The 12,782-nt window shown below is 42.8% G+C and carries 8 protein-coding genes and 5 pseudogenes; 8 read left to right on the forward strand and 5 right to left on the reverse strand.

Annotated features, from left to right (window positions below):
• Positions 1-159 precede the first annotated feature (159 nt).
• Positions 160-1,278 (reverse strand): annotated as a pseudogene (locus tag AACV78_RS25560) (IS630 family transposase).
• Positions 1,279-1,488: 210 nt separating this feature from the next.
• Here AACV78_RS25560 and AACV78_RS25565 point away from each other — a divergent pair.
• The 4 genes and pseudogenes from AACV78_RS25565 (at position 1,489) to AACV78_RS25580 (ending at position 4,754) form a co-directional block, all read left to right on the forward strand.
• A pseudogene (locus AACV78_RS25565) lies at positions 1,489-2,384 on the forward strand (IS630 family transposase).
• Between the two features lie 504 nt (positions 2,385-2,888).
• A pseudogene (locus tag AACV78_RS25570) lies at positions 2,889-2,986 on the forward strand (IS1 family transposase); the annotation flags it as partial.
• A 210-nt stretch (positions 2,987-3,196) separates the two neighbouring features.
• Positions 3,197-4,159, forward strand: a complete 963-nt coding sequence (locus AACV78_RS25575; protein WP_445329597.1) for an IS1634 family transposase — start codon at positions 3,197-3,199, stop codon at positions 4,157-4,159.
• Complete coding sequence (locus AACV78_RS25580) at positions 4,137-4,754, forward strand: IS1634 family transposase (RefSeq protein ID WP_255513059.1); 618 nt, start codon at positions 4,137-4,139, stop codon at positions 4,752-4,754. The genes AACV78_RS25575 and AACV78_RS25580 overlap by 23 nt, the downstream gene beginning before the upstream one ends.
• On the opposite strand, the pseudogene AACV78_RS25585 reads toward AACV78_RS25580, so the two are convergent.
• Positions 4,710-5,774 (reverse strand): annotated as a pseudogene (locus AACV78_RS25585) (ISKra4 family transposase). The gene AACV78_RS25580 and the pseudogene AACV78_RS25585 sit on opposite strands and share 45 nt — an antisense overlap.
• Positions 5,775-5,863: 89 nt before the next feature.
• On the opposite strand from AACV78_RS25585, the pseudogene AACV78_RS25590 reads away from it, so the two are divergent.
• The 4 genes and pseudogenes from AACV78_RS25590 to AACV78_RS25605 form a co-directional block, all read left to right on the forward strand.
• A pseudogene (locus AACV78_RS25590) lies at positions 5,864-6,067 on the forward strand (IS1634 family transposase); the annotation flags it as partial.
• A gap of 460 nt (positions 6,068-6,527) precedes the next feature.
• Entirely contained in the window at positions 6,528-6,815 is a 288-nt protein-coding gene (locus AACV78_RS25595; RefSeq protein ID WP_339383797.1) for an SDR family NAD(P)-dependent oxidoreductase, read from the forward strand.
• 659 nt (positions 6,816-7,474) lie between these two features.
• Entirely contained in the window at positions 7,475-10,249 is a 2,775-nt protein-coding gene (locus AACV78_RS25600; RefSeq protein WP_194010885.1) for a DUF3536 domain-containing protein, read from the forward strand.
• Between the two features lie 283 nt (positions 10,250-10,532).
• Positions 10,533-10,766: a ferredoxin-thioredoxin reductase variable chain gene (locus AACV78_RS25605; RefSeq protein ID WP_194010886.1), complete on the forward strand. Its 234-nt coding sequence runs from the start codon at positions 10,533-10,535 to the stop codon at positions 10,764-10,766.
• A gap of 251 nt (positions 10,767-11,017) precedes the next feature.
• On the opposite strand, the gene AACV78_RS25610 is transcribed toward AACV78_RS25605, so the two are convergent.
• From AACV78_RS25610 to AACV78_RS25620, 3 genes are all read right to left on the reverse strand, one after another.
• Positions 11,018-11,251, reverse strand: a complete 234-nt coding sequence (locus tag AACV78_RS25610) for a hypothetical protein (RefSeq protein WP_194010887.1) — start codon at positions 11,249-11,251, stop codon at positions 11,018-11,020.
• 267 nt (positions 11,252-11,518) lie between these two features.
• Complete coding sequence (locus AACV78_RS25615; protein ID WP_194010888.1) at positions 11,519-12,313, reverse strand: YdcF family protein; 795 nt, start codon at positions 12,311-12,313, stop codon at positions 11,519-11,521.
• A 142-nt stretch (positions 12,314-12,455) separates the two neighbouring features.
• Complete coding sequence (locus AACV78_RS25620) at positions 12,456-12,782, reverse strand: hypothetical protein (RefSeq protein WP_194010889.1); 327 nt, start codon at positions 12,780-12,782, stop codon at positions 12,456-12,458.

Consider the following 12,782-nt stretch of genomic DNA (forward strand, 5'->3'; position numbering starts at 1 on the left):
ATGTTGAATCGTTCGTTCGCCATGATTTTTTGTCATGTAGCTTGTATGGCGATAGACATCTCTATTCCCACAACACGGGCATCCCTGCGCGAATAATTCCATCTTCTCCCTCTGTGCCGATTTTCTCCCCGATCATCTCACAAGTCTTGAGATAAGCTGCTACGCAGCTAAACCGGATAAAATAGCATTGCCTTTATTTTTGATTTTTCGATCCCATTTAATAACCATTTCTCCTTCATTTAATAATTTATGCAGCAAATCAGACAATTCTTCTAGTGACTTAAACAGTCGATGTGCTATATATTCTTTTGCTGAATGCCATACCACTTCAATCAAATTATAATCGGGGCTGTAAGGCGGCAAAAATTCTAAAATAATATGAGGCCTTTCGGCTGATATTTGGCTTAAAATATCTTTCTTTTTATGAAAGCTAGCATTGTCTAAAATGATTACAATTTTCATTCCAAATTCGGCAAATTTTTCAGTTTGATTACCCAGTTCTCTCCATTCTTGAACTATCGAATCATTTCAGGCATTAATTTGCTAATAAAATGTATTCGAGTCTCCTCTTTTTATCACAAAATTTAACCTTTTTTTGTCATAATATCTCAACCCACCCATAATATTTACTCTGCCTCTTTTCCTTTGACCTGTGTTTTTTTTTGACTAGTTTTTTTACCCCAAGTTTTTCTCGTTATCACTCGTAAACTGAATCCACTCTCATCCCAAAACCATACCTGTAAAAGCTCTGGCGTTTGTTTAGTTATTCTTAAATACTCCGACAATTTCTGTTTAAATACTTCCATTTTAAGGTATTTTGTTTGTTTTCTAAGCTGTATTTATCCCAAATGTAAACGTATTTTTTTTATGTATTATCCGGGATATTTGGGAACCACTCAATTTGATTCCTGTGACTTTTTCTAAATATGTTGCTAATCTGGCTGCCGTCCATCTCCCAAATTCATATCCATATTCTTCGGGAGTTTTATCGATTGTATCTATCAATATTTGTTCATACTCTGGAGTGACTTTGCGAAAATTTTATGGGCTGCTTTTATCTAAAAAACTATCCAAATTATCCTGAGCGCCATGAACTGACCAAGAAGCCACTGTTGTATAAGCAATTTCCATAAATTCACTAATTTCTCGATAAGTTTTTCCGTCATTAATTAGCAATAAAATGAAAACCTTTTCCCTCATGTAATTATCATCAGACTCTTTTAGTATTTTAATGATTCTCTGTTTTTGATTTTGAGATAGATGGTTTTGAGCTGGCATATATAGCCTTTCTCACAAAGATGAGGTATCATGTTACTGACACTCATGAGGGTCAAACAGAGAAGACACGAACGAGCGACTGAACTAGAATTACATGGTTACGCACAAGCCACCGGAAAGCGATAGCACACATAATAACATTTTTCTGACAGCACGAAGAAGTTGACTCACAAAAAGTAAACTTGTACTCCTCTTCATACATTGTTAAAAATGAAAACTTATTCGATTGATTTTAGGCAAAAAATCCTTGATACTTATCATGCTGAACCCATTTCACAAAAAGCAATAGCTAAGCGTTTTTCGGTAGCCCTGAGCTTTGTACAAAAATTGCTTAAACAGTATCGTGAAACAAAAAACATTGCTCCCTGAACTGACCGATGTGGAGCCAAAGGCAAACTTAATGCGGAGCAATTACTCATCGAGGGCCCAATTGATTGAAGAAAATAATGATGCAACCCTTGAAGAACTCCGTCCCAAACTTTATGGGAAAATTGGATTTTCCGTGAGTAGAGCAACAATAGGAAGAATGATAAAACTCTTAGACATAACTTTCAAAAAAAAAACTCTCTTCCCTGAGCGGTAAAGGAACTGAGCGAGTTCAAATCCTGCGATGTGAGTTTTGGGAAACAATTAAAAATATTAGTTTTAAAGAATTAATATTCATTGATGAATCGGGAGTTAATTTGGCAATGGTTAGGTTATATGCTAGAGCTTTAAAAGGTGAAAAAGCCAAGGGGCAAAGACCAACCAAACCTGGCAAAAATCTGTCAATAATTGGAGCAAGGTCAGTTCATGAAATCTTAACATCCGTTAATCTAATAGGTGGAACTGATGCAATTACATTTGAAGCTTTTATTATCAGAAAACTTGTGCCAAAACTATGGAAAGGTGCTTGTGTAGTGATGGACAATTGTTCTATTCACATGGGAGAAGAAGTGAAAAAAGCGATCGAAAAGAAAGGGGCAAAATTAATATACTTATCACCTTATTCACCAGATTTTTCACCCATAGAAAATTTCTGGTCAAAACTTAAAATTATTCTCCGTTCTAGGAAGACTACTAATTATCAAGAATTAGGAAGAGCCATTGAGTTTGCGTTCGAGTAAGTTACATCATCAAATATTTTTAACTGGTTTACACACTGCTGTTATTGTACCTCATCTTTGTGAGAAAGGCTATATTACAACTAATGATCCCTTAATTTATATTTAGATTATACGGTATAGCTGCGTATCAGCTTATCACCATCTTGGACTCCCATGTTGGGAAACCAGTGCCCTGTGTTCTTCACGTCAGGCTATTTCTCCTCCCCTTTGTGATCTTGCGGAGAATCAACTCTCCATCTGGGCGGATTTCTGTGAGTTATTTTATATCATATCTGGTCGACTGACCGTAATACGAGCGACTGTTTATTAACATCAATGTCCGAAAATGAGCAAGCTTCAGTCATCGCGTTCGATTGTCAAGTATCGAGCCATCGACGACTTTTTCTCAGATGTCAGAACAAGAGTCATCTCATTGAGATTATCGCGTTTGTGGTATTGCTGAACTAGGGTGCGACCGAGTTGTCGTCATATTTTCAAAAATAATACTAATTTAACAGCAATATTATGCAATGCCCTGAATTTCACTCTACTCATATCAATAAAAATGGTCACAAAAAAGCTAAGCAAATTATATTTTTGTCAAATGTAAAAAACAATATATTTCTTGTAACCCACATTCGGCACCCCCAACTGGCACATATACGGAGTGAGGGGGTAAAAGTGAATCATCCGAGACCAAGCCTGAGTAAAAAATACTCACTTATTTCGGTCGCGAATGCGTTAATTACGATCGCTCTTGCGTAACAAATCATCACCAAAAATAGTGTAAACTGGCGAGATCGATCGACGCTCAAATCAGGATCGAGCCGCCCATGCAGAAAGCATCCCAGATGAAAGTAGAAAACCTAGATCATCTGGGCTTGATAGCCGGTCTAATTGATGAAATAGGAATTGTCCAAAAAATCAATGAATTAGTAGGCGAACAACCGGGCGAAATAGGCAGTCCCGGCCTGGTAGTCAAAGCCATGATTATCAATGGATTAGGGATGGTTTCCGCTCCACTCTACTTATTCTCTAAATTTTTTGAAGGGAAAGCAACAGAACATTTACTTGGAGCAGGGATTCAAGCATCACATCTCAATGATGACCGTTTAGGAAGAGTATTAGATAAATTATATTTAGCAGGAATTACGGAAATATTCACAACCATTGCCCTGTGGGCTGCTCAAAAATTCGAGATAAATACCGACACATCTCACCTCGACTCAAGTTCATTTCATCTACATGGCAAATATGAACAAGAATTACCATCAATATCTTTTGAAAGCACAGAAAAAGAGTACAATCAGTTAGATAATTCCTCAATCAATCATCAAACATCCCCAGTACCAATTCAGATTACCTACGGCTACTCTCAAGGGCCAAGCCCTGACTTAAAACAGTTCATTTTAGACCTAATTTGTAGTGGAGATGGAGATGTGCCACTATTTTTACGAGCAGCTTCTGGAAATGAATCAGATAATTCTGTCTTCGCCTCAATTTTTCAGAAATTTAAGAAACAGTTAAATCTCGACAGTTTAATGGTAGCCGATAGTGCATTATATACTGCTCCAAATTTAGAAATGTTAACCAATTTAAGATGGTTAACTCGTGTACCACTGAGCCTGAAACAAGCACAGCAACTGGTATCTCAACTAAATGAATCAGAATTTCACGATAGTTCTGTGACCGGATATCGTTGGTCAGAACACAAAAGTAATTATGGTGGAATTGCACAAAGATGGTTAGTAGTAGAGAGCAGTTTGCGTCGTGATGCTGACCAACGTAACGAATGAAAAAAACCTTAAAAAAGCTGAAATTGAGGGTCAGAAAAAGTTGCGAGAGTTATCAAATATTGAATTTGCTTGTTCGGCGGATGCCTCCGCAGCAGCAAGTCGTTTATCAAAACAACTCAATTATCATAATTTAACCCAAATTACCAGCAGGCAAACTACAGTAAAATCAGCTATTAATTCGACCATTTCTCATGACAACTCTAGCTCTAGCTTGATATTTAAAGTTCAAGCAAAACTGGAATTAGATGCTAGTGTGATTGCTCGCATAACGAAAGCTAGTGGCAGATTTATCTTAGCTACAAATGTGCTGGATTCAGAGCAATTAAATCCTGATGAAATGATTGTGAAATATAAGGAACAGCAGTCGGCAGAGAGAGGGTTTAGGTTCCTGAAAGACCCACTATTTTTTACGGATAGCGTGTTTCTGAAGTCGCCGGAAAGAATCGAGGCTTTAACTTTGGTAATTGGTTTGTGTTTGTTGGTTTACACTTTAGGTCAAAGGTTACTTAGGCAAAACTTGCAACGGCAGAATCCCGGTTTTGCAAAAGCCTCAAATAGCCAAGAGGTCGTTGAGGTAAGCACAACGAAGTTTTAGCATTTGATTGACATTTTTTTTCAACCATTGAGCTCCGGAGATTTTCAACCTTCTATCTATTTGTTTGACAGTCGATTCCACCGCGCCCGAGCCAATGGAACATATCTTATCTGATGATAATTGCTCATAGTTAACAATTCGAGAGCGATGCTTTTCTAGATACTTGCAAAAGTTTTTAGCGGTTTTTCTGCGACAATTTTTAAATAAATTTAGGGTAGGTTCGACGAGGGCGGCCCACAAAAATTTCTTGGCTTTGGCTAAAGATTTTAATGACCCTCCCACTTTATATAAATTTTTCATTAAATGATACCAGTCTCAAATTTCACGTCGGGTTTTACCAGGATTTAACTGGCTCATAATATTCCATATCCCATCATGTCCATCACCCAAACAAGTTAATATATCGGCTAAGGGCTGATGGTTTATATAATTAATTAACTCTTCATTCTCTTGATAAGAAGCCCCATAATAACTTTCATGTAACCGCACTGCTTTATAATCTTGCCAATGAGAGCCTTCGCCCAACTTCCCTCTGAGACGGACTTTCCCTCCATCTATGCTTGTTTATTTCACCTCTATTTTGGCATGAGGTTCTGACCATTCTTGTTTTTCTACCAATCGGTGTAAACAAGTGTGTCCTATCTTTACTCCTGTCTGAACTTCCATTTCTTGGGCTGCCTTGAAGTAGGAAAGATTAGCTATTTGACGGAGACAGCATTTTTCAAATAATGGAGATAATCGAGTAGATTTCTTGAACTCTAATTTTTCGGCCTGTTTTTCAGTAATTCTTAGTTCACCAATACAGCTTTTTACTGTGCGCGGTCGTCCTTGTTCTGTTCCTGTTGCTTCTTTGATAAAAAAAAACCAATTTGTGAGCCCACTGTTTCAAGCCATTGTTGCCTGAGATGTTTTTCAATATTTTCCAGACTGGTCAGTTCACACCGGGGGTGTATTGTTATACCAAATTTTAGCAATTTCGGCCGCACAGGATTCCAACCGCTCTAGTTCTTCAGGGGTCATGGCTCTTTTTCTCGATTTTTTTTGAGGCTTTTATTGATTTTAACTATTTTACACTTATTCGGATATTTACAAAACCGGGATGCTCCCACTTGCAACTCACTAATAAAACCGTAAAAAATCAGTTGGGTAAAGGAACCAATCGACCTACCCTACGCTGGATATTCCAAAGTTTTCAATCGATTCATGCCGTTTGTATTCAAGGAATTCAGCAAGTTTCTAATTTGACAGCCGAACGGTTAGCCATATTAAATTTGTTTCCTGTCACCTGTCGGCCTTATTATTTCTTGTTGTGAAATGAGGTAAATCACCTGATTCACAAGGCTTGATTTAGTTGAATTAATTGTTGATTGAGCGGTGATGTATAATCATTACGTCTCTGAAAATATTGGCTGGCAATTAATAGTTATTAATAATTAAGTTATTGATATTTTATGTTAAAAAAAATTAATTTATGCCCTTACCTCAATTTTTAGAGATTCCTCAATAGGTGATACGATAGTTGCACAGATTTGGCGTATTTTTACTCATTATTATCTCGAATTATTCACTTCTACCCCCTCACTCCGTGTAGGTGCCAGTTGGGTGCGGAATGTGGGTTGTAATAGTCATCCTGAAATCTTAAATTCATAGTTATAGATGCCTGCAATTAGGTTGAAATATCAACTTAATCTACCTCTGCGATTTCGGTAACGTTCTTAAAGAATCCTAAAAATTTTCAGTTTCTGATTGAGGCGTTCAATGACGATACGTTGGGTGGTCAGATCACGACTTCCAGAGGTAGACATTTTGGTCAACAATCGGGTAGTTTATGGATCGAAAGCATTTGAGGGGATTGATGATGATGAATGGATAAATTTTCTGCAAGTCAACGTCATCAGCGGAGTGCGACTTTCTCGAAAGTATTTGCGATTAATGCTGATTAAGAATTGGGGGCCGATTATTTTCATTTCCAGCGAACTCGGTAGTCAAGATTCCAGTAGAAATGATTCACTACGGAAGCTAGGGATTGTTATTCTGCCGGGGCAGAAGCCGATCTGGTAGAATATGAAGGGTTTTGCATCCAGGGTATTTCAGAAGTCTGCATCAAGTCGAGGCGAGATTTGAAAATTTCAATGCACGCGATGCGATCGCATCAAGGCTATCTGTTGACTTCGATAAGTTACTGGTGGCGGGTGCACAGGAACATTTCACCAATAAACTCAATCAACCATTTTGCTACAGACACAGTACAGCAATCCGGTGCAGCACATCCCCCAGCCAAAGCGTTCCCTGGTGAAGAGTTTCGCCATTAGATTAAATTTACCCGCACAATTGCCATCCCTAGCTCGATCGCCAAAGATAAAATTTTTCCGGGGAAAACTTGCTATTTAATGAATAAGACTTTAAAATCCAGCAATGTAAATCAAAATCTCAACAAGCAGCCCCTGCAAGCACAAACCCGAAATGAGTGGAAAGTGCCAAAAAGCTGGAAAAATCACCTTTTTTAACTCTTTCAACAGCAAAGCACAGACAGAAAAACCCAGGGATCGACGCTCTGCATCTTGGAACGAATGCTTTGCTCGCAATACTACAAATGTATCAAATAATTGTCTGCCCAAACTCAGCCGCAACTGATGCCTAGCCCAAACGCCTGCTGCGTAAGGCTTCAGTTACTAATGAGGCTGATTTTATTGTCATTAACTACTTGAGGATTCGATGGCATGGTTTCGATTTCTACAACTCAGTCCGACGCGATCCCAGTGTCTGCGCCAGGGGTAACGGCCCCAACCCAAAGCAGCACGGCGACAGCAACAGGAGTGTGCGTGACGGTTCACGGTCACTTTTACCAACCGCCCCGAGAAAACCCTTACCTGGATGCGATCGAACGCCAAGCCAGCGCCGAACCCTCCCACGACTGGAACGAACGCATCGATCGCGAGTGCTACCGCCCGAACGCCTTTGCGCGCATACTCAACGACCGAGGAGAAGTCGCCGGGATCGTCAACAACTACGAATATCTCAGCTTCAACATCGGCCCGACGTTGATGAGTTGGCTGGAACGCTACGATTCGGAAGTTTACCAGCGGATTCTGGAAGCAGATCGCAAAAGCTGTCAGCGCCTGTCCGGTCACGGTAACGCGATCGCCCAAGTATACAATCACATCATCATGCCGCTGGCGAACGAGCGAGACAAATATACCCAAATTCGCTGGGGAATCGCAGATTTTCGATCCAGATTCGATCGCGATCCCGAAGGAATGTGGCTCGCCGAAACCGCCGTAGACTACGCCACCCTCGAAGTTTTAGTGGCCCAAGGCATCCGCTTCATTGTCTTAGCCCCCTCCCAAGCCGAACGCTGCCGCCCGCTAATCGGGCAAAACCAAGCAGCAGAGGCAGAAACTGATGGCGAATGGCACGAAGTAGGCGGCGGTCAAATCGATCCGACTCGCCCCTACCGCTGCTATTTAAAGCCGGAAATACGGTTGATGGCTGACCTCCAACTTTCGCCACTGAGCTCTCACTCCTTGGGCCGCAGAGACGGCCAGCCTTCGGCAGCCCCACCGCCCAACAGTCCCTACATCGATATCTTTTTCTACGACGGCCCGATATCGCGGGACATGGGCTTCAATGACGTTCTCAGCAGCAGCCACCACTTGGCGGGGCGCTTGGGCCAAGCAGTGCGGGGAGATCACCGACCGGCCCAATTAATCTCCGTGGCGACAGACGGCGAAACTTTCGGCCATCACAAAAACAGTACCGAAAAATGCCTCGCCTACGCCTTCACAGAAGAGTTTCCCCAGCGCGGCTGGACAGTGACGAATTTTGCTCATTACTTAAGTCAAAATCCGAGCACTTGGGAAGTGGAACTCAAACCGGTGACGGCTTGGAGTTGCTCTCACGGGGTCGATCGCTGGCAAGATGATTGTGGCTGCGGTGGCGGTGGCGGGTGGCATCTCCTGTGGCGCAAGCCTTTGCGGGATACTCTAAATTGGCTGCGCGATCGATTGATTCCGATTTATGAAGAAGCGGGGCGCAAGCTGTTTCGCGATCCGTGGAAGGCCAGAGATGAATATATTGATGTGATTCGCGATCGATCGCCCGCGAATGTTGATAGTTTCCTCCAACGCCATCAAGTTCGCGAACTTGATGCAGCCGAACAGGTGGACGCGCTGCGGTTGCTGGAAATGCAGCGCCACACTTTGTTAATGTTTACTAGCTGCGGCTGGTTTTTTGAGGAAATCTCTCGTCCCGAAGGCGTGCAAATTTTGCGCTACGCGGCCCGGGCGCTGGAATTGGCGGGGGAAGTTACGGGCGTACAGCTAGAAAAGGATTTTATCGATCGGCTGGCCCTGATTCCTAGCAACGTTGACTGTTTCAAAACAGGGGCCGAAGTTTACCGCCAACAGGTAACAACTGCCCAAGTTAGCCTCAGACAAGTAGCAGCCCACTACGCCATTAGTTCTCTGTTTGCCAAATATCCCCGCCAACAGCGAGTTTACTGCTATCAGGCCCAACAGCAAGATTTTCAAATTCAGCGCATGGGCTCGATGACTCTGGCTGTGGGTCAATTGCAGTTAACCTCGGAAATTACCCGAGAAACAGAGGTTTTTGTATTTGCTGCGTTCCACCTCGGCGGCTGGGACTTCCACTGCTGCATTCAGCCTTTTGGCAGCCGCCGGTCTTACACGATGCTGAAAGACCGGTTGTTTGAAGTTTTGCAAGAAGCTTCGGCGGCCCACGCGATTCTGGAAATGGTGCGGTTGTTTGGGGATCAGTGGTTTAGCTTGCGGGATTTGTTCGCTGAGGAACGCCACCGGATCGTGCAGTTGCTGAGTCAGGAAAATTTGACTCGCTTGGATCAGCTTTACACTCAGGTTTACCGGGAAAATTACGGAGTGATGATGGCTTTCCACCGCGACGAGTTGCCGGTGCCGGTAGAGTTGCAGGTGGCTGCTGAGGTGGCTTTGGGACACCGCTGTTTGACGGCGGCCAAGGCTTTGGAACTGGAAACCGAGGATGCGGAGTCGCTGTTGGCGGAAATTGAGGATCTCGCCACTGAAGCCGGCCACCTCCGCTGTCGGTTGAAGGTTCCCGAAGTTAAGGACATTTTGGAAAAGCTGATTTGGCGCACTCTTGACGCGCTGCTGCAAGCTGCAACGGGCGATCGGGAACGCTCCCCTGTTGAGTTAGAATCTGAGATCGGCACGATCGAGCGTTTGATTGCTGTGGGCGATCGGCTGAGTTTGGGTTTGTGTTTGGACAAATCGCAAGAACTGTATTTCGATTCTCTCTACAGTCAAATAGTGCCTCTGTGTTTGGGCTGCCTGCAACGGCAAGCTGCGGCACAGGAGGAAAACAAGGTGGATGTCGTTGCCTTGGGTATCGCCCGTTCTGACGGCGGCTGGGAGCTGTCTTCGATCCGGCAGTTGCTGGAGTTGGGTCAAACTCTGGCCGTTGATGTTGAGTGTTGGCTGAACCAATTAATACCATTTTAGATTTGAGATTGGGGCATTGCAGATTGAAGAATTGGCAACGATCCCCGCCAACAATGGTATTAAATGCCGATCGGGCGACAGGGCTTCAATCCAGAGTCGATCGGCACTGAAGCCGTCCTCGGTTCGCGACTGGCGATCGAAGTACCCACAGACAACCGCTAACTTTATTTAAGTTTTCGCTCTAGTTGTGTGGGAAGATAAAAAGACTGTACCCAAACCGTACAGGTGTTCTGCACTTGCACGGTTTGTAGAGTTTTGTAGAGAGAACACTAATTTTAAATCTATGAAAGTTGGCGATCGCGTTTGCGTTAAAAACTCTGTTGTTGTCTACCACCACCCTCAAAATCGCAGTCAACCATTTGAGATTAAGGGTATGGAAGGAGAAGTCGTGGCGATCGTTCACGAATGGCACGGCAGACCAGTCAGTGCCAATTGGCCTGTTTTAGTTCAGTTTGACAAAAAATTTCGAGCTCACTTCAAAGAAGATGAAGTCGAATTGATATCTTCGGAAGTCTAGCACTCTCAAAAACAGCGCCGGAGCCCAAAGGCAATCTCATACCATTTTAGATTTTAAATTTTAGATTTGGAATGACTGATGAGATAAGGGTTTGGAGATTTTCTAAAGCTGCATTGCTGTTGGCAACTAATATCCAATCCGATGATATAACCATAAGAGAATTTGTAGTGAAGACTTCTGTTGTTTCTCTGGCTTTTAGTGGATCGGCAGGACTAAAGTCCTTCCTACAAATTCTCTTTTTTGTTTAATTCTTAATTTTGCGATCGTCGGCGACAGAACCAACCGAAAATGTTAAAATCTCCCTGCATTTTCTGGAATTCCTGCTGATGCTGCTTGGCTGTAGCGTAGTACCACTGACAGTGACGTTCGAGTTCTTCGCGGTACTTAATTTCGGCGTAAAACTCGCGAACAATTTGCTTCTGTTGGAAAATTTCGGCTGCTGGGGTCGATTCTGGGACAACGTTTTGCAACTCGTGGGGCAACATGATTGTTTGGGGGCGACTGTGGCAAATATTGGCTGTAATGACTTTAAGCTAACACAATAAATCAGAGAATTGTGAGATTTTAGATTTTATACCAATTATTCAAACTCATCTAATAGTCCCAAACAATCTTAAAATTATCTGCGTTGCATCTGTGTTGCATCTGTGTTGCATCTGCCTCAATCGGTGGTTTTCCTGTCAATTAAATGATCAATTGCATTACTTTAAATTATTCAATCTAAAATCAAAAATTTCCGATATAAAATTCTGTTAAAGCCATCCGCGCAGGCGATAAACAATTAAGCCGATGTATTCTTTCAAAGCTTTATTAGACTGATTTAGATAATAGGTATCTGGCAATAAATCCAGTGCGACTGCTTGCCAGCTATTTTGAGATTCTGCGATATTCTGCTGCGTTATCTGAAAGTCTGTTGGTGCCGCAATTACTTTTATTCCCAGACGCTGAAAAATTAAGAGCGATCGAGTCATGTGCATCGCCGATGTCACTAGCAAAACCGACCCTTTTATGCCTTTATTATCTAAGATTTGCCGCACGTTGACGGCATTTTGATAAGTATTGTGCGAATCGGGATCTTGCAGAATTGCTGATGCCGGTACGCCCATTGTTTGGGCAATTTCTGCCATGTCTGCCGATTCTGGAAAACCCCCGCCTTTCCAGTCTACTCTACCGCCGCTGAGCACTAACAGGGGAGCTTTGCCTTGACGGTAAAGTCGGGAAGCGTAGATAATTCGATCGCCCGCTTCCCCCAATTCTACCCAAGGGCGGGGAGGTAAAGCTGCTTTGACACCGCCGCCCAAGACGATTATTGCGGATGCTTGGGGGAGTTCGGCGGTTGGTATGTTTTGCCATTCGAGCGATCGAACTAAGGATTTTGACACCCAACCGCTACTTCCGAGCAGTAAAATAATTAGTGCCCCAGCCATTAGCGGTGCTGCCCATTTGGGACGCTTCCAAAGCGCGATTAAAGCCGCCATCATTAACAAGCAACTCAACCCCAAAGGATAAATAAACAGCGGCAGCAACTTAGACAAAAATACAAACATTCAACAAGTAATTAAAAGCGCTTCCTAGTCTGTCTTTGGATCGAGCGTGACAAATGTTAATTCATACTCAACTTTAGCAACGCCGAATTTTGAACACTTTAACTTAAAGCTCAAAACTCCATACTAAAAACTTTTTTAGGTGCTAGCGGCGGTCTTCTGTTTTCGACAGCCAATCAAACAGTGAAGTAGCTTCGCGCCTGGAGCTTTTGATATATCTATTACCGCCCGTTTCCACTACTTCTTTCTTGAGTATAGCGTCCGAGGTTTTATCCTTAGAACCTGTATTGGGGTTGAGTAGTAATTCGTTGTGCCACCAAGCGACTGTTAAACCTGCTGCTACCCCGCCGAGGACACCAAGGCCGAGACTCACCGGCAGGGTACATCCGACTAAGCGAAACCCAACGGTAAATAACACAAACCATATCAGCGCGGGGCTAAACCCCTTGGAGTCTCCGGTAAATTTTGGCAT

It is taken from the genome of Tychonema sp. LEGE 07196, assembly GCF_963890365.1.
Classification (GTDB): Bacteria; Cyanobacteriota; Cyanobacteriia; order Cyanobacteriales; family Microcoleaceae; genus Microcoleus.

Excerpts from the sequence above, each read along its gene's own strand:
- AACV78_RS25605 (WP_194010886.1), top strand. The coding sequence starts at position 10,533 with ATGAAAGTTGGCGATCGCGTTTGCGTTAAAAACTCTGTTGTTGTCTAC.
- AACV78_RS25580 (WP_255513059.1), top strand. The coding sequence starts at position 4,137 with ATGCTGACCAACGTAACGAATGAAAAAAACCTTAAAAAAGCTGAAATT.
- AACV78_RS25620 (WP_194010889.1), bottom strand. The coding sequence starts at position 12,782 with ATGCCAAAATTTACCGGAGACTCCAAGGGGTTTAGCCCCGCGCTGATA.
- AACV78_RS25575 (WP_445329597.1), top strand. The coding sequence starts at position 3,197 with ATGCAGAAAGCATCCCAGATGAAAGTAGAAAACCTAGATCATCTGGGC.
- AACV78_RS25600 (WP_194010885.1), top strand. The coding sequence starts at position 7,475 with ATGGTTTCGATTTCTACAACTCAGTCCGACGCGATCCCAGTGTCTGCG.
- AACV78_RS25610 (WP_194010887.1), bottom strand. The coding sequence starts at position 11,251 with ATGTTGCCCCACGAGTTGCAAAACGTTGTCCCAGAATCGACCCCAGCA.
- AACV78_RS25615 (WP_194010888.1), bottom strand. The coding sequence starts at position 12,313 with ATGTTTGTATTTTTGTCTAAGTTGCTGCCGCTGTTTATTTATCCTTTG.